The 22,432-nt window shown below is 60.7% G+C and carries 21 protein-coding genes; 15 read left to right on the top strand and 6 right to left on the bottom strand.

Annotated features, from left to right (window positions below; genetic code table 11):
• Nucleotides 1–78: 78 nt before the first annotated feature.
• The 4 genes from mcrA to mcrB form a co-directional block, all read right to left on the bottom strand.
• Nucleotides 79–1,785: a coenzyme-B sulfoethylthiotransferase subunit alpha gene (gene mcrA / locus HL657_RS02800; protein WP_317295312.1), complete on the bottom strand. Its 1,707-nt coding sequence runs from the start codon at nucleotides 1,783–1,785 to the stop codon at nucleotides 79–81.
• Nucleotides 1,786–1,790: 5 nt separating this feature from the next.
• Nucleotides 1,791–2,555, bottom strand: a complete 765-nt coding sequence (gene mcrG / locus HL657_RS02795; RefSeq protein ID WP_317295311.1) for a coenzyme-B sulfoethylthiotransferase subunit gamma — start codon at nucleotides 2,553–2,555, stop codon at nucleotides 1,791–1,793.
• Nucleotides 2,556–2,645: 90 nt separating this feature from the next.
• Nucleotides 2,646–3,083, bottom strand: coding sequence for a methyl-coenzyme M reductase operon protein D (gene mcrD / locus HL657_RS02790; RefSeq protein ID WP_317295310.1), 438 nt, complete (start codon nucleotides 3,081–3,083; stop codon nucleotides 2,646–2,648).
• 49 nt (nucleotides 3,084–3,132) lie between these two features.
• A complete protein-coding gene (mcrB, locus tag HL657_RS02785) occupies nucleotides 3,133–4,437 on the bottom strand; it encodes a coenzyme-B sulfoethylthiotransferase subunit beta (protein ID WP_317295309.1) in 1,305 nt (434 codons plus the stop codon).
• A 1,120-nt stretch (nucleotides 4,438–5,557) separates the two neighbouring features.
• On the opposite strand from mcrB, the gene HL657_RS02780 reads away from it, so the two are divergent.
• Genes HL657_RS02780 through HL657_RS02755 form a run of 6 tightly spaced genes read left to right on the top strand, consistent with a single transcriptional unit; the run spans nucleotide 5,558 to nucleotide 12,386 of the window.
• Nucleotides 5,558–5,971, top strand: coding sequence for a molybdopterin dinucleotide binding domain-containing protein (locus HL657_RS02780; protein WP_317295308.1), 414 nt, complete (start codon nucleotides 5,558–5,560; stop codon nucleotides 5,969–5,971).
• Nucleotides 5,971–7,341: a formylmethanofuran dehydrogenase subunit B gene (locus HL657_RS02775; RefSeq protein WP_317295307.1), complete on the top strand. Its 1,371-nt coding sequence runs from the start codon at nucleotides 5,971–5,973 to the stop codon at nucleotides 7,339–7,341. Before HL657_RS02780 ends, HL657_RS02775 begins: the two co-directional genes overlap by 1 nt.
• Nucleotides 7,342–7,344: 3 nt before the next feature.
• Nucleotides 7,345–9,057, top strand: coding sequence for a formylmethanofuran dehydrogenase subunit A (locus HL657_RS02770; RefSeq protein WP_317295306.1), 1,713 nt, complete (start codon nucleotides 7,345–7,347; stop codon nucleotides 9,055–9,057).
• A gap of 12 nt (nucleotides 9,058–9,069) precedes the next feature.
• The gene (locus tag HL657_RS02765; RefSeq protein ID WP_317295305.1) at nucleotides 9,070–9,870 is read left to right on the top strand and encodes a formylmethanofuran dehydrogenase subunit C; all 801 of its coding nucleotides are present in this window, start codon (nucleotides 9,070–9,072) and stop codon (nucleotides 9,868–9,870) included.
• Between the two features lie 51 nt (nucleotides 9,871–9,921).
• A complete protein-coding gene (locus tag HL657_RS02760) occupies nucleotides 9,922–11,130 on the top strand; it encodes a molybdopterin molybdotransferase MoeA (RefSeq protein WP_317295304.1) in 1,209 nt (402 codons plus the stop codon).
• Nucleotides 11,124–12,386 (top strand): molybdenum cofactor synthesis domain-containing protein, encoded by a 1,263-nt coding sequence (locus HL657_RS02755; RefSeq protein ID WP_317295303.1) that lies wholly within the window; start codon nucleotides 11,124–11,126, stop codon nucleotides 12,384–12,386. Before HL657_RS02760 ends, HL657_RS02755 begins: the two co-directional genes overlap by 7 nt.
• A 13-nt stretch (nucleotides 12,387–12,399) precedes the next feature.
• Here HL657_RS02755 and HL657_RS02750 read toward each other — a convergent pair whose 3' ends face one another.
• Nucleotides 12,400–13,149, bottom strand: coding sequence for a hypothetical protein (locus HL657_RS02750; protein WP_317295302.1), 750 nt, complete (start codon nucleotides 13,147–13,149; stop codon nucleotides 12,400–12,402).
• Nucleotides 13,150–13,268: 119 nt separating this feature from the next.
• Between HL657_RS02750 and HL657_RS02745 the strand changes: the two genes are divergently transcribed.
• From HL657_RS02745 to HL657_RS02705, 9 genes are all read left to right on the top strand, one after another.
• Nucleotides 13,269–14,051: a ribonuclease III family protein gene (locus HL657_RS02745; RefSeq protein WP_317295301.1), complete on the top strand. Its 783-nt coding sequence runs from the start codon at nucleotides 13,269–13,271 to the stop codon at nucleotides 14,049–14,051.
• A 4-nt stretch (nucleotides 14,052–14,055) separates the two neighbouring features.
• Entirely contained in the window at nucleotides 14,056–15,234 is a 1,179-nt protein-coding gene (locus tag HL657_RS02740; RefSeq protein WP_317295300.1) for a DUF362 domain-containing protein, read from the top strand.
• A 49-nt stretch (nucleotides 15,235–15,283) separates the two neighbouring features.
• A complete protein-coding gene (locus HL657_RS02735; protein WP_317295299.1) occupies nucleotides 15,284–15,649 on the top strand; it encodes an HIT family protein in 366 nt (121 codons plus the stop codon).
• Between the two features lie 155 nt (nucleotides 15,650–15,804).
• A complete protein-coding gene (locus tag HL657_RS02730; RefSeq protein WP_317295298.1) occupies nucleotides 15,805–17,715 on the top strand; it encodes an NADH-quinone oxidoreductase subunit 5 family protein in 1,911 nt (636 codons plus the stop codon).
• Nucleotides 17,712–18,590, top strand: a complete 879-nt coding sequence (locus tag HL657_RS02725; protein ID WP_317295297.1) for a respiratory chain complex I subunit 1 family protein — start codon at nucleotides 17,712–17,714, stop codon at nucleotides 18,588–18,590. The genes HL657_RS02730 and HL657_RS02725 overlap by 4 nt, the downstream gene beginning before the upstream one ends.
• A gap of 5 nt (nucleotides 18,591–18,595) precedes the next feature.
• Complete coding sequence (locus HL657_RS02720; protein WP_317295296.1) at nucleotides 18,596–19,078, top strand: NADH-quinone oxidoreductase subunit B family protein; 483 nt, start codon at nucleotides 18,596–18,598, stop codon at nucleotides 19,076–19,078.
• Nucleotides 19,075–19,455 carry an NADH-quinone oxidoreductase subunit C gene (locus tag HL657_RS02715; RefSeq protein ID WP_301676659.1) on the top strand — a complete coding sequence of 127 codons (381 nt, stop codon included), beginning with the start codon at nucleotides 19,075–19,077 and terminating at the stop codon, nucleotides 19,453–19,455. The genes HL657_RS02720 and HL657_RS02715 overlap by 4 nt, the downstream gene beginning before the upstream one ends.
• A complete protein-coding gene (locus tag HL657_RS02710) occupies nucleotides 19,440–20,519 on the top strand; it encodes a hydrogenase large subunit (RefSeq protein WP_317295295.1) in 1,080 nt (359 codons plus the stop codon). Before HL657_RS02715 ends, HL657_RS02710 begins: the two co-directional genes overlap by 16 nt.
• Nucleotides 20,520–20,526: 7 nt before the next feature.
• A complete protein-coding gene (locus HL657_RS02705; RefSeq protein WP_317295294.1) occupies nucleotides 20,527–20,940 on the top strand; it encodes a 4Fe-4S binding protein in 414 nt (137 codons plus the stop codon).
• A 713-nt stretch (nucleotides 20,941–21,653) separates the two neighbouring features.
• Here the strand turns inward: HL657_RS02705 and HL657_RS02700 are convergent.
• Entirely contained in the window at nucleotides 21,654–22,052 is a 399-nt protein-coding gene (locus HL657_RS02700; RefSeq protein ID WP_317295293.1) for a hypothetical protein, read from the bottom strand.
• Between the last annotated feature and the right edge of the window lie 380 nt (nucleotides 22,053–22,432).

Genomic DNA, 22,432 nt, shown 5'->3' with positions numbered 1-22,432 from the left:
CTTCTCCAGCTGATCGGCAGGAATGTTTGCGATCGCGGGACTATGAGGACGTGCAAATAAAAGGGGTAATGGAGTTGTTTACCGGGCCGGAACGATGAGCGAACGCTCACCGGCGGGCATAAACTCGCGGATGGCACCCTTCGCGAACTCGCGGCGGGGCTCGGCGAAGTCGAACCTCAGCGCCGGGTCGGCGAAGCAGACCTTCACGAGCGGGCTGTAGCAGAACGCGTCGCCGCGGCCGTAGTGCGCACCGCCGACGATGGCGGCGTACTCGCCCTGGTGACCGACGTTCATCGCGTAGTTCGGGTAGTTCGGGCCACGCAGTTCGCCCATCAGACCACGGTCGGAGACCATGGAGAGGGAGTTCGCGGAACCGCACTGGTCCTGCAGGTCGTAGCCGAAGAAGCCGAGACGCGACCATCCGTCCTTGTGCAGGAGCATGGAGAGATACCAGCCGTTTAAGCCGGCGTTCGAGTTTCCGGTCGTGATAGAGGTCGTGAGACCGGACGCGGCGGCGATGACACCGGCACGCTGGGACCCGCCGAAGTGGTCCTCCATCATGGTCGGGAACTGCTCGTACTGCTCCATAGCGTTGAGGGTGACCTCGGTTGCGAGATCGTTGACGATCTCCTGGGTCGGCTTGACCTTGTCGCTCGAGCTCGGGTTCTTCCAGTCGACGTTGTACTTGTCCTTGGCGTAGTCCATACCGTAGTAGGTGAACTCGTCGAGGATGTTGTCGGTGTAGGCCGCGGTCGCGTACTGCGTGAACCCGACACCACCGGACATGTAGGAGCCGAGCCAGATCTGGTCGTAGAGCATGGTTCCGGCACCGACGACCTCAAGGGCAGCCTTCGCGGGGTCATTGGGGTACTTCCGGTTCGCCTGGACGATATCGCTGAAGAGACCGAACTTGATACCGCCGGGCTCATTCGGGCCACGGGCACGCCGGGCGGGCAGGATCGAACCCATCTGGACGACGCCTGCGTGCTTCGCGGCGTAGGAGAGGTCGGCGACGGCTGCTTCGCCGGCGCACATACGGTACGCGGCGATGAAGGACATACCGATCTGCATCGCAGACCACCGGGAGGTCGTTCCACCGTCGCAGGTTCTTGAGACCGCGGTCGGGATGTGGATCGCCTGGTACATGCTCTTGCCGACTTCGGCCTTGAGTTCCTCGGCCTGCTTGGCGGGGAAGAGCTTCTCGATGTCCAGCAGGAACTGCGGCTCGATGTCGTCTGCGAGCTCCTGGTCGCCGGTGAAGACCTTGACGTAACAGTCGTCGACGAGGCCGGGGTGGGTCTCGACCATGTGCTCCTGGACGACGGCGCCGCCGGGCATCGCGTGGTTCAGGATGTGGAGATACTCGTTGATTGTCTCGGGGGTAACTTCCTTGCCGAGACGCTTCTGCAGGGTCTGGTGAGCAAGGTCCATGCCGACGATGACAGTCCTCCTGATGTCGTCCCACATCTGCTGCATTGCGGAGTTGTTGACGAAGTGCAGGTCGTCACCTTCGACGAAGACACCGGTGCCGGAGACCTCGTAGGTCATCAGCTGGCGCTGTCCCATCGGGATACCGCCCAGGTGGCAGCGCTCGGGGTCGTACATGGCGATGCCGCGGTCCATCTCGACAGCACGGCTCGCCTTCATGAACTCCATCTTACGGGGAGACTGGCGGACGCCGTTGAAGTTGTAGAACTCGGCAGTCTCGGACTCGACGTCCTGTCCCTGGAACTTCTCCTTGAGGGCCTTCAGGAACAGCTTCTGGGATCTCTCAATCTTTGCCATTGTAATCACTCCTCTTTCGGCATGAAGCCGTATTTCGTGCGCAGCGAGTGGATGCGCTGGACGTACTCGACGTACTCGGTGTCGTCACGGTAGGCGGTTCCTACGAGCGAGTGGTAGATCGTCGTGTGAGCCTTGAGCCACTTCTGGTCCATGGGCTTGCCGACGGCAACCTCACGGTCGAGAGGCTCGCCGATCTGGTTCTTGACGTACTTGACGATGCCATCCTCCCCGAGGACGTTCCTCTGGAGCATGTCGAACATCATGCCGTCTTCAGCGAGACGGAGCGAGTGGCCGTGCACGGTCGCACCGCGGATGCCGACGAGAGCGGGGTCGAACATCTCGGTCTCGATGAGTTCCTTGGAGTATTTCTCCAGGTCGCGCTCACGGCACTCGACGATCTGACGGCCGGAAAGCGTACCGGGGTCGATGCCGCGGAAGCGGTACATCTCGGTGTAGGTCCGCTGGTAGGGCTGCGAGGGGGCGTTGAACATCGAGTCCGCGAACTGAATGTAGCGGACGCGGTCGCCGGCCTGTGCACCCTCTGTGGGCTTGACGAGCTTGCGCATGGGGCAGTCGGGCTCCTGCTGCTCGGCGAGCGGCGGGTGGGCCGTCGGGTATGCCGATCCAGGAGCACGGTGGCCGAGGATCAGCACGATGTCCTCATCCGTTACGGAACGAACCTTCTCAAGCTTCTGGCCTGGGTTCATCTGTTTACGCCGGTTCTCGGCGACAACGGATGTCCCGGGACCGTACTGGGGCTTGTATGCCATTTTTCATTCACCTCAAAGTGATTGATATCTTATCCATTTCCTGTCTTGAATGAGTTTCAGCCATATTTCCGATATTTCGCGTGCCGACGGTCACCGTTCCATCCGGATGATCACCGGTCCTTCCCCGTTCCGGGGGTCCGCAAGACCAATGAGTGTTGTATCGGCGTCCGGCCCATACTTCGCGTAGTCCACGAGCGTCGGGGCGGTCTTCATAAACCTGCCTTCCTGGAGTTGGTACGGGAACTTCGTGAAGAAAGCGTCGCAGAGCGACCGAATCTCCTCGATAGCGGAAGCATCCTCGACCTCCAGGATGACCATGCCCACCTGGACACGCAACGCAATCTCAGCATCTGCGACGCGGATTGCCTTGCGGTCGGAGTGCGGGTTCGGGCTCCCCCGTGCCGGCCCGTAAGGGACAAGCTTCGGCAGGCCGGGCCCGTGGATCATCATCCGACGGATGCCGGCGATGCCGGCAAGCATATTGAGCAGGCGTTCTGCTGTCTCAGGCTTGAGCATCCGTGTGGGCACAACCCTGACCTGCGGAAATGTGGCGTTCATCATTCGAATCTCTGCTCGCTCAGGCTCCGTTTGCGATCTGGTCGATCGGCTTGTTGAAGACGTCGATCTTACCGTAGGTCTCAGCAAAGAGCTTGGAGGTGCTCTCGGGCGAGAACATCTGAGTTCCAGCGTCGAGCGCCGCTGCGGCGACCACGCACGGGATAGCCACACCGTTCGCGTGACGGGTCACGACGTGGTTGCCGTTGAAGATACCGGGGCCGCCACCACCGTAGATCGAGTGGCTGAAGAACGAGAACCCGACAGCGGTACCCATAACGCGGCCGTAGTCGGTGCTCGGGAGACCGGTCTCATGCTCAAGCAGGTCGTTGAAGTAGAGGAGCGTCGCGGAGACTGCCTGGGCAAACCGTCCGGCACCACAGTTGACGATGGTGGCTGCCATGGTTCCCGCAGCGGCGTAGGCGTTCCAGAGCATGGGGTCCTTCGTGTCGTAGAACTGGAAGTACCCGCCCTTCTTGCCGGGGACGATGACCTTGTCCTCAATGGCGCGCTCGACCAGACTCTGGACGACCGTACCAACGGTTCCGGTCTCGCCGTTTGCCTTGACGAGGTCGTAGACCATGTTGTTCGCATTCAGGCCCTGGTAGGCGTAAGCGAGCAGCTGGGCGCGCTCGAACGGCCCGACGGCGGAGCCCATCTCAAAGATACCGGCGGTCTCGAGGGTGGATGCGAGTGCCGCACCCTGCAGGGCATTCCTGCCGGTCATCATGACGGTGTGGTTGACCGGGATGTTCCGGAGCGCGTAGCCGATACCCTCGTTGTTCTGGGGGATCGTCAGGATCGACGTGACGAGCGCACCTTCCATGTCCTGCGTGTGGGGGTAACTGCCCCAGCAGGCCGCCTTGACGGTGGATGCGTTGAAGGCGTCGATGTCGAACTGGTCGACGATCGAGAAGGTGGTCGCGGCTGCGACCGAGGTGATCGCGGCGTCGTAGGTGGCCGCGTTGACCAGGCGCTTCGTCGGAACCTGGACGAGCAGGAGTTTTCCACCGTTGAATTCCAGGATATCGGTGTCGTCACCCTCCTCGACCTGGATCATCTCCTTAATCTTGGCGACGATCGCGTCCTTGTTCTCCATGATGGGGAGGTCGAGTTCTCTTCCCTTGATCTTGCCCTTTCCAAGCTTGCCAACCTTGAGCGCATCCTGGATGCCGCCAAGGTTTACGCTGATCGTTCTCTTGGTCAGGTCGATGATCTTACCTGTGGCCGGGTTAACCAGCGGGCTGATTCTGTCGAGGGCGACGCCGCTCTTGAGCAGCTTCCCGTCATCAGAATAGAGATCAATTGTTTCCGTGTATTTAGCCATAGTATTTCATCCTTTTACCCTTGTTCAATACGTTCCGTTCATGCAAGAGATCACGGGGCAATCATATGCTTCGGATCTCTGAAGGCCGCTACTGCACGTCCCAAAAGGGACTATAAGAGTAGAAGAAGAGCTATTAATAAAATTTGCGAAATAAGGCTGACTTTTTTGTAAAAAGTAATATTTATATCGATTATATTTCCAATCGGATATTTTAAAACTCGGGGCTGAACGGTTCAAATAGTTGAACGCGATCCTTAAAAAGGGTTTCTCCAGGCCGCCCGTTAGCAATTGCAGTCAGACAGAGCACCGTAGAGGAGCACATATTAAATAATAAATGAACTAATACTAATAGCAATAGTTAAAATTATTATCTCCAGAAGAGGGACAACCGTACCCGACTTTATAGGTTGTATCTTAAAAATATATAATGCTACCCAATCTGAAGAGGGTTTCCCGGAATACCAGTACTTGGACCTTTGTTTTCCAGATCCACACAACAGCGGCCAGGAGTAAATACGATTTAATTATATAGCACCCACACAAGCCAGCCACTGCACCCGGGCCCGGCCGGGCCCGGGAACAGAGTTGCCAGGATAACCCGCCGATCTGAGCATCCAAAAGAGATAGGGGTACAAGGACAGGACGAATCCCTGTCCCCCTCACCTTCGCTCCGTACTTCCCGCCGGACCACGGATTCGATACCTGCAGGCCACCCGATGCCGCAACGTTCCTCACGATGGATCGCGGTCACCCGACAGATTAAACGGTATTTAAAAAATCCCCCATGTAAATTATGTAACCTTTAATCACTTACAAATTCGGAATGGTTAAATACAAAACATTACAAGTTATGACAAAGCGATCCTCCGGGGGCTCCGCCCGGAAGTTTCGTTTTCCTCAGGCGAGCAGGCTCTCCGCATTTTGCCCGGTTTTCCGGCGCATCCCGGCAAGCTGGCCCTCGCCGTGCAGGAAAGTCCGGCTTGCCGGGTATGGGATGCCGCGGCAGACCCCTCGCAACGCAGGGGAAAGCCCGAAAACGGGCCTTGCCGGGGCACCGTACTCTACGGGGCTCGCCGGAGTTTCGGGAGACCGATCCTACCAACCACATAGAGGCAAAACCATGGCGAACAGGATTACATTGAACATGATCACCCAGCGCTCCATCGAAGAAGGCGTTGCGATGGAAAAGGGCAAAACGACCCCCGAATACTTCGAGGCCTGCTCGATCATCGAGATGCACGACGACGACGTCAAGGCGCTCGGCCTGGTTCCGAACCAGCTGGTACGGGTGACGAGCGAGTGTGGAGATGTGGTCGTCAAGGCCGTCAGGGGGCGTCAGTCGCTCTACCCCGGCCTTGCATTCATCCCGCAGGGCGTCTGGGCAAACCAGGTGGTACCTCCCCGGACCCAGGCGACCGGGGAGCCCCAGTACAGCGGCTTTCCCGTGACGGTCGAGCCGGTGAACGGTGAACGCCGGAAGAGCGCGCTCGAACTCGTCCAGGGGGCTGTCGGCCTGTGGAGAGGTGATCAGTGATGCCAAAAAGAGTTGAGAATGTCGGATGCCCGTACTGCGGCGTCTGCTGCGACGACCTTGTCGTGACCGTATCGGACGATGGAAAACAGATCCTCGAGGTGGAGAATGCCTGCGCCATCGGCAACCAGATCTTCCACCACGCAACCGGCAGCGAGAGAGTCAAGCTGCCCCGCCTCCGCCAGCCGGACGGCACCTACAAGGATATCTCCTACGACGAGGCGGTCGACTACGCGGCGAAGGTGCTCTACAATGCGAAGAAGCCCCTGATCTACGGGTTCGGATCGACCAACTGCGAGGGCATGGCCGCCGCGGCCAAGGTCGCCGAGAGAGCGGGGGCCGTGCTCGACAACTGCGCGTCCATCTGTCACGGCTCCTCGTTCCTTGCTATATTCGACAACGGTTACCCGAGCTGCACCCTCGGCGAGACGAAGAACCGGGCAGACGTCATCGTCTACTGGGGCGCAAACCCCGCCCACGCCCACCCGCGGCACATGTCCCGCTACTCGATCTTCCCCCGCGGCTTCTTCACCGGCAAGGGCCAGAAGAGCCGCAAGATCATCGTCATCGATCCGAGGCACACCGACACCGCCCAGGTGGCGGACATCCACCTGCAGGTGAAACAGGGGCACGACTACGAGCTCTTTGACGCGTTCCGTGCCGTCGTCCGGGGCCACGAGATCCCCGAGGAAGTTGCCGGGATCAAGCGCGAGCAGATCCTCGAGGTCGCCGCGATCATGAAGAAGGCCCGGTTCGGCACCATCTTCTATGGCATGGGGCTCTGCCACTCCGACGGCAGGAACCACAACGTGGACATCGCCATCAGCCTGACCCGCGACCTCAACGACTACACCAAGTGGACGATCATGGCGATGCGGGGCCACTACAACATCACCGGACCGGGCGCGGTCTGGTCATGGCAGTACGGGTTCCCCTACTGTCTCGATCTGACGAAGAAGGACATCGCCCACATGAACCCCGGCGAGACGAGCTCTGTCGACCTTGCCATGCGCGACGAGGTGGACGCTTTCATCAACATCGGAACCGATGCGGGCGCCCACTTCCCGATCGAGGCGGTAAAACACCTCAGAAAGCACCCCTGGATCACCATCGATCCGAACATTTGCATGGCGAGCGAGATCTCCGACCTCCATATCCCGGTGGGAATCGTCGGGGTCGAGGTCCCGGGCATCGTCTATCGGATGGACAACGTCCCGATCCAGTACCGCAAGGTCATCGACCCACCCGAGGGCGTCATCAGCGACGAGGAGCTCTTCGAGCGGATCCACCAGAGGCTCTCTGAACTGGAGGCCGAAGAGGCCGCGAAAGAGCAGGCGAAGGCCACGCCTGAAGGTGTCCGCGCGGAGGAGTGAACCATGAGCGAACTCCTGATCAAGAACGGGTTCGTCTTCGACCCCCTGCAGGGGATCAAGGGCGACCGCATGGACATCGGAGTCAAGGACGGCAAGATCGTCGAACTGGGCGCTCTCTCGAGCCCGAAGACGATCGACGCGGCCGGAATGACTGTGATGGCGGGCGGCGTCGACATCCACTCTCACGTGGTGGGGCCGAAGGTGAACGTCGGCCGGCTCTTCCGGCCGGAAGACAAACTCTTCAAGAGCCCCCACAAATCTCCTACGTGCAACCGCATGGAGATGGGCTGCTCCGTCCCCTCCACGTTCAAGACAGGCTACGACTACGCGCGGATGGGCTACGTCTTCGTCAACGAGGCGGCGATGCCCCCGCTCCACTCCCCGCACGTCCACGAAGAGATACGGGATACCCCGATCATCGACAACGCCGCGATGCCGGTCTTCGGGAACAACTGGTTCACCCTTGAGTACCTCAAGAACAACGAGATCGAGAACAACGCCGCATATACCGCCTGGCTTCTGCGGGCAACCCGCGGGTTCGGCCTCAAGGTCGTCAACCCCGGCGGCTCCGAGGCCTGGGGATGGGGATTGAACTGCGCAAACATCCACGAACCGGTTCCCTACTTCGATATTACTCCGGCAGAGATCGTGAAGGGGCTCATCGAGACGAACGAGTACCTCGGCCTTCCCCACTCGGTGCACCTGCACGCGAACAACCTCGGGAACCCCGGCAACTATGTCGACACGCTCGAATCGCTCAAACTCGCCGAGGGCTACGCCCCGAAGAACGACTTCGGCCGCGACCAGGTGCTGCACCTCACGCACCTCCAGTTCCACGCCTACGGCGGCGACTCGTGGGGCAACTTCGAGTCCCGGGCAAAAGACGTGATGGACTACGTGAACACCCGCGACAACCTCACCGTCGACATGGGCCAGGTGACCCTCGACGAAACCACCACGATGACCGCCGACGGGCCGTTCGAGCACCACCTGTGCTCCCTCAACCACCTGAAGTGGGCAAACGTGGACGTGGAACTCGAGACCGCCGCGGGCGTCGTGCCCTACATCTACAGCCCGAAGGTCAAGGTCTGCACCATCCAGTGGGCTGTCGGTCTTGAGATCGGTCTCTACGCCAAAGACCCGATGCGGACGTTCATAACCACCGACCACCCGAACGCCGGGCCGTTCACCCGCTACCCGCAGGTCATCACCTGGCTGATGAGCAGGGCTGCACGTGACGAGACGATGAAGACGTTCAAGTGGCTTGAGCGGACGATCGACGCCACCTCCATCGACGGCATCGACCGCGAACTCGATCTCTACGAGATCGCACAGATGACCCGTGCAGGGCCGGCAAAGGCGCTCGGCATCAGCAACACCTACGGCGGGCTTGCCCCCGGTATGGATGCCGATATCGCCGTCTACGCCCTCAACCCCGAAGATATGCCCTCGGACCCCGCAATGATCGAGAAGGCTTTCTCCCGGTGCGCCTGGCTCGTCAAGGACGGCATCGTGACCGTCCGGGACGGCGAAGTCGTCGCGGAGCCCGCAAAGCGGACGGTCTGGGTCGACGTGAAGGTCCCGGAGAACGCACAGGTGCAGAGAGACATCTACGAGCACTTCCTCCGGCACTACAGCGTGAAACTCGACAACTACTCGCTCTTCGAAGAGCACCTCCATAACCCGCGGGTGATCGAGGTCGATACGACACAATGAGGTGATGAGAAGATGAAGACAATTACCCTCACCCTGACCAACCCCTCCGAGCTCTATATCGAAGGGCAGAACATCACGCCGGACAACTTCGCAGGCAAGAAAGCCGCCGAGATAGCCGCCCTTGATGTCTGGGAAGGCAAACAGAAGGGCCCGCTCGGGAAGTACTTCACCGTTGAAGGCGACGGCGGAGCAACGGCCGAAGAGACGAAGATCGTCCTCCGCGGGGACTGCACCCGCGTCAAAAGGATCGGGCAGCAGATGACCGCCGGCGAAATCGTCATCGAAGGTAACGCCGACATGTACATCGGCGGCTGGATGAAGGGCGGGAAGATCCACGTCAAAGGAAACGTCGACTCGTTCTGCGGCATCGGGATGGAAGGCGGCGAGCTCGTCGTCGACGGCAACGCCGGGCACCACCTGGGCTCATCCCCCCGCGGAGAATGGCGCGGCATGCAGGGCGGAGTGATCCGGGTCGCCGGAAACGCCGGCAACGATACCGCCACGTTCATCAACGGCGGGACGATCGTCATCGGCGGCGATGCGGACATCCACATTTCCACCCACGGCGAAGGCGGCACCGTCATCGTCAAGGGCAACGCCAGGGGCCGCGTCGGCGGGCAGATGGTGAAAGGCGACATCTACGTCTACGGGACGATCGAGAACCCGCTCCCGGGATTTTCGATGGTCGACGAGGTCGAACAGGAGGTCGACGGTGAGACCGCCCGCTTCGTCCACTACATCGGCGACCTTGGCGAACGTCACCCGGTCTCCAGAGGCAAGACGGTGTATGCGAACCTCTACACCAGACTCTAATTTTTTTGGCCCGGGCAGTGTAGCCGGCTCCTCACCCAGAAGGTCGAATCGATGAACCAGTTTTTCCGTCTTATATCAGTGATCGAGGCTATCAACCTCATCAACCGGCTCTCCCCACCGATCGGGGTGGAGCATGTGTCTCTGACCGAAGCGTACGGCCGCGTTCTCGCCGAGGATATCCCGGCCGACGGCGACATCCCGGGTTTCGACCGTTCAGTCAAAGATGGTTTTGCGGTGAACTCCGCCGATACCGTTCAGGCATCCGAATTGGCCCCGGTCGCGCTCAAGAACGTGGGCAGAATCACCATGGGGCAGGGGGGGAACGGCATCGTGCTCCGGCGCGGCGAGTGCGCCTACATCCCGACGGGAGCCGTCCTCCCGGAGGGTGCTGATGCCGTCGTGATGCTCGAGTACTGCCAGGACCTCGGGGAGACGATCCTCGCGGGCCGCCAGGTCTTCCCGGGAGAGAACATCATCCGTGCCGACGAGGACTACTCGCACGGCGAAGGTGTTCTTGCGGCGGGAAAACTCCTGAATGTTCGGGATGTCGGCGTGCTTGCGGCGGTCGGGGCGTCCCGGGTAGCGGTGAGGAAGCGGCCGGTCATCGGGATCGTCCCAACCGGCATCGAACTGGTGCCGCCGGATGTTGTTCCGGAAGCCGGCGAGGTCCGCGATGTCAACTCCTACCTCTGCAACGCGTTCGTGCAGGAACGGGGCGGCATCCCCCGTAACTATGATCTCGTCAGGGACGACCCGGCGCACCTCACGACTGTCCTCGAGTCGGCGCTCGAAGAGTGCGATGCGATCCTGATCACCGGAGGGAGTTCAAAGGACGATCGCGACATTGCGGCCGGCGTGATCGAGTCGCTCGGGGAGGTGCTTGCACACGGGATAGCACTGGCTCCCGGGAAACCGACGATCATCGGTACGATCGGTCACGTACCCGTCATCGGCATCCCCGGCCACCCGGCCTCGACAATGGTCGTCCTCTCGGTGCTTGCGGCGCCCCTCCTGCAATCGCTCTCCGGCTGCACGGGCCGCCGGGAGATGAAGCAGAAGGCGGCCCTCACGCAGAACATACCCTCGGAGCGGGGGCGCGAAGAGTACGTCAGGATCAAACTCATCGGGGATGAAGCGGTGCCGCTCTTCGGCAAGTCGGGCCTCTTGAACACCCTGGTGCAGAGCGACGGGCTCGTCAGAATACTTCAGGGATACGAAGGGCTCGAGGCCGCAAGCGAGGTGGACGTAACGTTATGGTGAGGCGGCGCCTCGCGTCGAAACCGCTCGCGGACGTCCGGAGGATGATGCGCTCGATCTTCCCGTGCCTGGACCGGATCGTCACCCTCCCGGTTGCCGGGGCGGCCGGACGGATGACGGCAGAGCCCGTCTACTCGTTGCTGACCGTCCCGGCAACGGATATTGCCGCCAGAGACGGTTTCGCCATCGTGAGCAGTGAGACCGCCGGGGCGAGCGCGACAAACCCGGTCAGGCTCAAAACCCCCCACCGGGTGAATACGGGAAATGCGATCCCTCCAGGTTACGATGCAGTCGTCATGATCGAGGACACTACCAAAAAGGACGGGGAGTGGTATACCGGGAAGGCGGTGCTCCCTGGCGAACATGTCCATCCGGCCGGCTCCGAGATCCGGCAGGGCGACCCGATCCTCCCGGCCGGGCACCGGATACGCCCCTGCGATATCGGGGCGCTCCTCTCCTACGGGATCGCTATGGTGGACGTGCGGGACGTGAAGGTCGGCCTCATCCCGACGGGGAGCGAACTCGTTCCGGCAGGCGAACTCCCGGGACCGGGAGGGGCCATTGAGAGCAACACCGCCGCTGCCGCGGCACTGCTCGACGAGGCCGGCGCCACCTGTGTCCGCTACGGAATCGTCCGCGACGAGCCCGGACAACTCCGGCAGGCTATCCAAAACGGCGTCCGCGAAAACGACCTGATCCTGATCTCCGCCGGCTCATCGGCAGGCACCCGGGACTTCACTGCTGCCATCATCAGCGACCTTGGAGAAGTACTCGTCCACGGTGTCGCGATGAAGCCCGGAGAACCGGCGATCATAGGCCGGATCGACGGCAAACCGGCCATCGGGCTCCCGGGCTATCCGATTGCCGCCCTGACGGCCGTACGGGAACTCGCCCTCCCTCTGCTTGCGGCATGGGGCTTTCATCCCCGGCCGGCGGAACGCTTCCGCGCCCGGCTCGCCAGGACGGTCACGGCGGACCCCGGCTACGACGAGTTCGTCCTCCTCACCGTCTCGCGGACAGGCGACGGGTTTGTCGCGATCCCCCTGCCACGGGGGGCCGGCCCGCAGATGGCGCTGGTCCATGCAAACGCCTACCTGCACGTCCCGAGAGGCACCTGCGGCATCTGCGAAGGCACGGAGATCGAAGTCCCGCTGACCGGGCCGCACTGGATGATCCGGGAGTTGGCTGAAAATGAAACTGCATCGGGATACCGGATACGGGAAAGAGAGGTGGCATCCCCGCCGAAAGGCGGTTCCTGACAGAGCCCCACCGTCACCCCTCGCCCTCGCAGGTTTTGATCAGGGTACGGATGCGCTCCTCGAGGTCCGGGAGATTCTCCCGGTACTCACGTGCAAGCAGAAACGTTCTGACAGCGTCGCCCATGCCCCGGTGGGCGCCGAGAAGGTGGCCGTACTCCCGGGGGACAGGATACCGGAAGTGCGTCGAGGCAATGGTGGAGCCGTCGGCGGAGAAATCAATGAGACGGGACAGACGATCGAGGGAGAGGACCTGTTTCATCCCGAAACGACGCCGAATCTCGCGCTGGAGGTCGACCAGCATACACCCATCGAGCGAGAAATTTGCGGTCCGAAAAGCCCTCTTCTCCATACTCGCAGCAAAGACGACGATAGCCGGAGTGTCCCCTGCCGAGACGACCGATTCCATGAAGAGCCGGAGATCAGCAAAAGCGTTCCGCGCCGTCGCCTTTGCCGCGGGAACCTCGTCACCCGAAATCCGGTAGGAGTGATCGTAGGGCATCCCATACTCGTCACGCCCCATGTTCGCCACGGTCGTCGCGACACCGACGGTTTTGCCGCACGCATCGGTCACTTTCTTCCATATCTCGACATCGATATCATACCAGAACTGTTCCCCAACGTAGCGGACGCTATCGTCCTCTAGCCGGTGGACGACCGCACCGATCTCGATCGGCATCATGACTCCCCGGCAGGTGCCGTAGACATAGCCGAACTCGATATCCAGGTAGACATACCTGCCTGCCTCGCCTGTTGCGGACTGCACTGCAAAAGAGATCTCTCCCCGACGACGAAAAGGTTTCCCAGCCTCTCCTTTCCGGCAAAGGTTTATCGGGCAGGACGAAAGCCATTCTATAGAGAAGCAGCAGGAGACCCCTGCACCCGATGACCATGAGACTCTCCACCATCTGGAAAAAACTGGGTATCGGCGGCCATTCCGAGCAGAAACCCTCCGGATGCCCGGAGCCCGTCAGCCGCGACCGGGAGGCAGAGGTGCGTGCGCTCCTCGCCCGTCCCCCGTTCGGGATCACCGGTATCGCCGACGCCGCCTTCCCACTCTACGATCGGGCACTGACCCACCGATCGTACGCGAACGGCGGGGAGTACCCGGCAGCGGTGGTCGATGACAACGAACGGCTTGAATTTCTCGGGAACTACATCCTCGACTTCATCATCGCCGATCACCTCTACGGCGAGTACGAACTCCCGCCAGGGGAGATGAACCGGAGGCTCCAGGTGACCAGGAACACGAAACTCGCCGAGATCGTGCGCGGGCAGGGCCTCGGCATCGACGGCGCCATCAGGCGGCGGGGACTGGCGCTGACCGACTCGATCATCGCCGACGCATTCGAGGCCCTGATCGGCGCCATCTATCTCGACCGGGGCCTCACCGTGGCCCGGGAAGTCGTGCTCGCGATCTTTGAGGAAGAGATCGCGGGATGCGACGTCCACCGGAACTACCGCGGAAGACTCCAGGAGTATGTTGCCCGGGAGAACCTCGGTGAGCTCGAGTACGCCTTTCGCCAGACCGGACCCGGGAGCTCCCCGGTCTGGGCCGCACGGGTGGCCGTCGGGGGAAACCTCCTCGGCGAAGGAGAGGGACGGACCAAGCAGGGGGCGGCGATGCTCGCGGCAAAAGAGGCCCTCGGCCGCCTCGGAGGGAGGTAAGGCGGTGCTGCCGACCGAAGGCGACGCGCCCGTCGCGGTCGCCCGGTGCGACGGTTACGTGCCGGGAGAGGTCGAAGCGGCCGTCCGCCGTGCAATCGACCTCGCCGGCGGCATCGGGAGGTTCGTCTCGCCGGGACAGCAGGTTCTCCTCAAACCGAACCTCCTGCAGGGGCAGGAGCCGGAACGGTGCGTCACCACCCACCCGGAGGTCGTCGCTGCCGTCGCCCGGCTTCTTACGGAGCACGGGTGCCAGGTCGTCATCGCCGACAGCCCGGGAGGGGGAATTGTCTACAGCGAGGCGAACCTGCGACGTGCATACGCGCGCGCGGGGTATATGGTGGTGGCCGAAGAGACCGGCGCCGCCCTGAACTACGATACCGGGTCGCAGATCGTGTCGTTCCCGGAAGGCGAGGTGATGAAACAGTTCTCCATCATCACCCCCGCCGTAGAGGCCGACGCGATCGTGGTCGTCTCGAAAGCCAAGACCCACATGTGGACGCGAATGACGGGTGCGACGAAAAACCTCTTCGGACTCATCCCGGGACTCGAGAAACCGGTCTTCCACTTCCGGTTCCAGGACGAGTACGCCTTCGGGAGGATGCTCGTCGACCTCAACGAGTGCATGAAGCCCCGGCTCCAGGTCGTGGACGCGGTTATAGGAATGGAAGGGGACGGCCCGCAGGCAGGCACCCCAAAAAAGATCGGGGCGATCCTTGCCGGGAGCGATTATGCGGCCGTGGACACCGTCCTCGCGCGGCTCATCGGCATGGACCCGCTCGAGATCGGGAGCATCAGAAGCGCGGCTGATCGCGGGCTCCTCGATCCCGCGGCCGTCCGGACGGTCGGCGACGACCCGGCGGGGTTCGCAGTCCCGGACTTCCAGAAACCTTCGACCTATGCCGGGGGCAGGACGGGCATCTGGCGGCGGGTGATGCTCGCCGTCGTCCAGCGTTTCGGGAGAACCTACGCCCCCCGCCCCGGTGTGATCGCTTCTTCGTGCATCGGTTGCCGGAAGTGCGAGCGGATCTGCCCCGTGCACGCGATCACCGTCAGGGAAGGCAAGGCGACGATCGATCTATCGCGCTGCATCCGGTGCTACTGCTGCCACGAGATGTGCACTGAGCACGCCATCGCCCTTTCGCGGGGCCTCACCGGGAAGCTCCTCGCCCGCCTGCTCGGGTGAAGACGCCCCCGCCAAAAGACTCATGAGCGATCGGGAAAGAGCGGGGGCCATGCCATGCCCGTTCTGCAACCCTGCCCCGGAAGATATCGTTGTCGCAAACGACCTCTGTTACGCCCGCTACGACATCCACCCAGTCAGCCCCGGCCACCTGCTTGTCATACCGTTCCGGCACGTCGGGAGTTACTTCAATACGACCGATGAAGAGAGGATGGCCATAGCCTGGCTCATCGACGACTGCAGGGCCCTCACCGACCGCGACCTCGCCCCCGACGGTTACAACATCGGCGTCAATGTCGGTGAGGCCGCGGGGCAGAACGTCATGCATCTCCACATCCACTTCATCCCGCGCTATCGGGGAGATGCCGGAGAGCACGGAGGGGGCGTGAGGGGCGTGATGCCGTGCAAGCCGGAGTAGCGACGAAGAGCGACCTCCGGGCATAATTTCCGGATATGTCATCGTGCCGCCGTGCCCGGGGCAACGGCACCGGGCGTTTACCGGCCGATGCCCGGATGCCCATTTAGAATGATTAATTATGCAAGTAAGGCATAGTTACCCTACGAGGGACTTTAGTGCAGACGCTGCTCTTCCTAATACTATTCCCCATCCTCGTCGCGTGTCTTTTATTGTTCGTGAAACGGACGACACTGCGTTACGCGGTGGTTGCCCTCTCCGCTCTCATTATCGGCGGGGCATCGATATACCTGCTTATACGGTATGCGTTCGAAGGCGTGGTCTACTTTGCCGCGCCCTCGGAGGCGGCCAGCCTTGCTATGGTGGCCATCGAGATGGGCCTGGCGCTCTTTATTATCTACATGGGCGCAAAGTTCAGGAACTACCTGGCAATCGTGCTTGCCGTCGTCCAGGCGGCGCTGGTGGTATACCTTGAGACAACGTTTTCGGGGAACATTCACGCGGTTAACAACCTCTTCATCGACCAGTTCTCCATCATTATGGCCCTGATCGTGGGGCTCATCGGGAGCCTCATAGCCGTGTACGCGGTCAGGTACATGGAGACATACCACCACCACCACCCGGAGGTGCGCGACCGGCAGAAGATGTTCTTCTTCGTCATCTTCATCTTCCTTGCCGCGATGTTCGGCCTGGTATTCTCCAACAACCTCATGTGGGTCTTCTTCTTCTGGGAGATCACCACAATCACATCGTTCCTGCTGATAGGTTACTCGGAGACCGAGGAAGCAACAAAGAATGCTTTCCTTGCGCTGGTGATGAACCTTCTCGGCGGGGTCGCGTTCGTCGCTGCGCTCATCTTCCTCGCCGCAACCGAGGCAACGAGCGGGGGCATCGATCTCGCCCGGGTGCTCGCCTCAGGGGACACGGCCGTCATCCTGATTCCGGCCGTCCTGATCGGGTTTGCCGGGATAACGAAAGCCGCGCTGATGCCGTTCTCCTCCTGGCTCCTCGGGGCGATGGTGGCCCCGACCCCGGTCTCGGCCCTGCTCCACTCAAGCACCATGGTCAAGGCCGGTGTCTACATCCTGGTCAGGTTCTCACCGGTCTTTGCCGGGACGTTCGCCGGATTCTCCATCGGCCTCGTCGGCGCCGTGACCTTCGTCGTCGCATCCGCGATCGCGATATCACAGAGCAACGCTAAACTGGTTCTCGCCTATTCGACGATCGCAAACCTCGGCCTGATAGCCGCCTGCGCGGGTGTCGGAACTTACATGCTCGTCTGGGCGGCAATCCTCCTGATCATCTTCCATGCCGTCGCGAAGTCGCTCCTCTTCCTCGGGACCGGTGCGATCGAGCACCGGATCGGGAGCCGGGACATCGAGGACATGGAAGGCCTGATCGTCCGGATGCCCAGGATGGCGGTGATGATGTTCATCGGGATCGCCGGCATGTTCCTTGCACCCTTCGGCATGTTGATCTCCAAGTGGGCGGCGATCGAGGCGTTCGTCCAGGTCCAGGCTCCTTTCGGCCTGGTCTTCATCGCGCTCCTCGCCTATGGGAGCGCCATCACGGTCTTTTTCTGGGCGAAATGGATGGGCAAACTCATCGCGATCACCAGGAACAGGGAACAGGTCGAGAAAGGGTTCTTTGAGGAGCCCTGGGCTCCCCTCTACATCATCACCGGCCTCGTGGTAGCGGCCGTCCTCCTCTTCCCGGTCATCTCCTCGACGCTGATCGAGCCCTACGTCCTTGCAATCTATGGGGTTACGGCACGCCTTGCAGAGGCGAACGTCGCCATCATGCTCCTGATGATGGCCCTCTTGCTGATCCTCCCGGTCTCGTTCCTCCTCTTCAGGAGGAGCGCAAAGCATCTCCCGGCCTACATGAGCGGGAGAACCGCCACGCCGGATCTGCACTTCACCGGGTCGCTCGGCCTGACCCGGGAGGCACAGACGCGGAACTACTACCTCACCGAGTACTTCGGCGAGGCAAAACTCTTCCTTCCGGGAGCAGTGGTCTGCACCGTCCTGATCCTTGCATCGTGGGTTCTCGCGGGGGTGGCGCTATGACCTGGACCTGGCTCATCGGGGCAGTCCTCTTCCTCGTCCTCGCGCCTGTCATCGGCGGCCTCATCGCGGGAATCGACCGAAAGATCACCGCGCGGATGCAGGGGAGAGTCGGACCGCCGCTCCTGCAGCCCTTCTACGACGTCGGCAAACTCTTCGAGAAGGAGAGCGTCGTCGTCACGACGGCGCAGAACTTCTACATTCTCGTCTATCTGATCTTCATCGCCCTCTCCGGCGCGCTCTTCTTCGCGGGAGGGGACCTCTTACTGATCATCTTCGCCTTCACGCTCGCTCACGTCTTCCTGGTGCTCGGGGCCTATGCGGCCCACTCCCCCTACAGCCACATCGGGGCCGAGCGCGAACTGATCCAGTTGATGGCATATGAACCGATGATCATCCTCGCGGCCGTCGGATTCTACATGGTCACGAACAGCTTCTACGTCTTCGATATCGCCGTCTCGACCGTGCCGGCCATCCTCTACCTGCCCGGCGTATTCCTGGGCTTCGCGACCATCCTCACGATCAAACTCCGGAAGTCCCCCTTCGACATCTCGACGTCGCACCACGCGCACCAGGAGATCGTCAAGGGCATCACGACGGAGTTCTCGGGATCGACGCTCGCCCAGGTCGAAATCGCCCACTGGTATGAGAACGTCTTCCTCCTCGGGTTCATCTACCTCTTCTTTGCCTGGAACCCCGTGATCGGGATTATCGCGGTCGTGGTCACGTATCTCGCCGAGATCTTCGTCGACAACGTCACGGCACGGGTTCGATGGCAGGCGGCGCTGAAGAGCGGGTGGCTCGCGGCAGTACTCGGCATCGTGAACCTGGCGATCCTCGCCTATATCCTCGCCTATATGATGACTGGAGGTGCATAAGTACCATGGCATTCCTGAAGCGATCACCCTGGATCCTTCACTACGATGCGTCCAGCTGCAACGGGTGCGACATAGAGGTGCTTGCATGCCTCACCCCGCTCTACGATGTGGAGCGGTTCGGTATGATCAACACCGGGAACCCGAAGCATGCTGACATTCTGCTGATCACCGGCGGAATCAACACGCAGAACCGGGAGGTGGTCGAAAACATCTACGAGCAGATGCCGGAGCCGAAAGTCGTCATTGCAGTTGGTATTTGTGCCGCAACCGGCGGCATATTCCGGGAATGTTACAATATCGTAGGGGGCATCGACAAGGTTATCCCCGTGGATGTCTACGTTCCGGGATGCGCGGCAAGGCCGGAGCAGATCATCGACGGTGTCGTAACAGCGCTCTCGATTCTCGAGGAGAAACGGGCGAAGATGACCGGGGCGGCGAAGACGAGAGAAGAAGAGCAGCACGCGGAACAGGCAGGTGAGAGCACATGACGGTTAACGAAGAGCAGACTACCACCGGTATCGCGCTGGAGGATCTCCTGCGAGAGGTCGAGGCGCTTCACGCCGGAGGATACCGCCTCGTCCAGATCGGGTGTACGGATCTCGACGGGTCTTACGAGCTCAACTACTCGTTCGATAAAGGCTACCAGTTCAGGAACCTCCGCCTGACTGTCGGGCCGGAGACGGAGGTTCCAAGCATCTCCGGGATCTACTGGGGGGCGTTCGTCTACGAGAACGAGATGCACGACTCCTTCGGGATTCCGGTCAAAGGAATTAATATCGACTTTAAAGGAACGTTCATCAGGACGGATGAAAAATATCCGTTCAGCGTCACGAGAAGGGGAGGCGACCGATGCCAGAACGCATAATCGTGCCGTTCGGACCCCAGCATCCGGTGCTGCCGGAGCCGATCCACCTCGACCTCGTTCTCGAGGACGAGAAGGTGGTGGAAGCGATCCCCTCGATCGGCTACATCCACCGGGGACTCGAGCGTCTCGTGCAGAAGCGCGAGTATACCGAGTATGTCTACGTGGCGGAACGGATCTGCGGGATCTGCAGTTTCATCCATGCGCTCTGCTACAGCCAGGGCGTCGAGCATATCATGAAGATCGAGGTTCCGGACCGGGCACGGTATCTCCGGACAATCTGGTCGGAGTGCTCGCGTATCCACTCGCACCTCCTCTGGCTCGGGCTCTTTGCGGACGGGATGGGTTTTGAGAATCTCTTCATGCGATCCTGGCAGCTCCGGGAGAGCGTGCTCGACGTGCTCGAGGACACCACCGGCGGAAGGGTCATCCAGGGTACCTGCAAGGTCGGCGGGGTCAGGCGCGACATCGGGCAGGAGAAACTCGACGAGATGCACCGGACACTCGATCCCTTCGAGCAGAAGTGCCGGGATCTCGGCGATGTCTTCCTAAACGACGATACGGTGAAATACCGTCTCAAGGGACTCGGGGTCATCTCAAAGGACGAGGCCTACGACCTCGGGGCGGCGGGGCCGACCGCCAGGGGGAGCGGGGTCGCGATGGACCACCGCGAGACCGGCTACGCGGCCTACGGGGATCTCGGCTTCAAGCCGGTCGTCGAGACCACCGGCGACTGCTACGCCCGGTGCGCTGTTCGGGTCAAGGAGGTTTACGCGTCCATCGACCTGATCCGGCGGGCGATCGAGGAGATGCCCGAAGGACCCATCGATGTGAAGGTGAAGGGAACGCCCGACGGCGAGTACTTCTCCCGCGCGGAGCAGCCCCGGGGCGAGGTCATCCACTACCTCAAGGGCGACGGGAGCAAGCACCTTGCCCGGGCCCGTATCAGGACGCCGACGCTCGCGAACATCCCGCCGCTCGTGAAGATGCTCCCGGGCATCCAGCTCGCGGATGTCCCGGTCGTCGTCCTCTCGATCGACCCCTGCATCGGCTGCATGGAGAGGTGAAGTGAGAATGGGAATTTTTCAGATGACAAAGACGGTTCTCCGGAACCTTGCAGGCGGTCCGGCCACCCGGCAGTACCCGGCGGTGCCGGCACGGACATCCTCCCTCACCCGGGGGCACATCGTCTTCGACCCGGCCACCTGCCGCTCCTGCAGCCTCTGCGTGAAACGGTGCCCGTGCGAGGCGATCCGTCTCGATAAAGAGGCGAAGGTCTGGGAGATCGACCGCATGCGGTGCATCGCCTGCGGCGACTGCGTCGAGGGCTGCCCGTTCGGGAGCCTCACGATGGAGCAGAGTTACCACCCTCCGGTGACGGAGCACGTGGTGGAGCGCTACACCATCACCTACGTGAAGCCCGAGAAGCCCGCGAAGAAACCGGCCGAAGAGAGCACAAAGGAAGAAGGCGTCGGCGAGAGCGCGTGAGAAGGGGGCGGGGCCCTGGAATCCCCGGCGCGATCTTTTTTTAACTACTGTTTCTATCCAGCAGCAGAAGCGTTAACAGTTGATGGCATCTCGAGCGCCGCCTGCTTGCGATTGCAACAGCCGGAGTGGCTGGAACTATGGGGAGATCCGGCAGGTGGGATTCTGGCTGCCGAAACAACCGAAACTATGGGGCGACCCCGTACACTGGACCATGGGGATATCGCCACGAGGGGGAAGGGGCTGACGGGGAGGGGGGAGCATCCCCCCTCCCCTGTCCCCACGTTACACCTTCAGACTTCATTGCTGCAGACTGTTCTACTCCTGCAACCCCCACTCGAAGACCTCCGGTCTTCTCTAGCTCCGGTTCTAACGAACCGTCGCACCCCGCCCGGCCTCCGGCCTCCTCAGTTGCACCTGCGGGGCTCATGCTCCGGCCCGTCGGCCCGTCGCAACTCGCACCTGCGGTGCTCGAACTCCTTCCCCTTTGGGGAAGTCGCACCCCACACCTCAGGGTGGGGGCAGTGCGTGGCGATACCCCCTAGTAAGCCGTGTATGAGTTGTGACTGGTGCGGGTGTTCATAAGGACAAAATCGGAAACTCGCATAGAATAAAGTTTTTGGCAGCAGACAAACAAATACTACATCGTTGTATGCGCCATACGAACCGATAAATTGGAGTTTAGTTGCTTTAGTGTTATGCTTATAACACGGATATTATTCTATCTGCTCTTTTCCGGCACCTATCTCCCTAAGTGCCTTTGTTAACAATGGGAGAGTTATATAGAGTGCTTTAAGATTATTACTTAGCATTGTATGTTGCCAAGTACCTTGCGCTAATTTTTTCTGCGCTTTCTCAGATTTACTAATCAAAGAATCTATTGACGCAAACGCTTTTTTCAAATCATCTTTTGAATAATAATCCAAAGCATCACTTTCGGCTAATTCTTCTGAAATCAAAGATAAAGCTATATTAAGCGCTTGAAGCCGGTTCTTTTGTAACGTATGCTGAGGAGTACCTTGTGCGAATTTTTCTTTTGCTTTCTCAGTCTTGCTAATCATTGAAGTTATGACTCGGAGTGCTTCCTCCATATCTTTCTTTGTAAAATTATCCATAAACTCAACCCCCGGATCCGCAATTTAAACTACCCGATAAGTTCCTGTTTATCTATGTGCTTTTTCAATTAAATCATGGCAGACTGCAAAACAAAAAGAAAGATAAGCAAACAAAAACAGGCTGATGATGTGTCGGCCTGTTTTTGTCCTTAATTTTTGTCCTTATTAACATCCATTGACTGGAGGGACAGGACCCGAACACCAGAGAACGACAAACCTCCAGGAACAGAGCTCGAGCACCGAAGAACGACGTTCCGGTAGGAACAGAGTTTGAGCACCGTCAGGTGCGAAGGTGCGTAGCCCCCACGGTCCAGTGTACCGAGTTCCCTCATGTTCGGTCGTTTCGGCAGTCACAATCGCACCTGCCATGACCCCAGAAG

The organism is Methanoculleus nereidis, assembly GCF_032944295.1.
Classification (GTDB): Archaea; Halobacteriota; Methanomicrobia; order Methanomicrobiales; family Methanoculleaceae; genus Methanoculleus; species Methanoculleus nereidis.
Note: the sequence above shows the minus strand (reverse complement) of the source record. Positions and strands in the feature narration are given on the sequence as shown.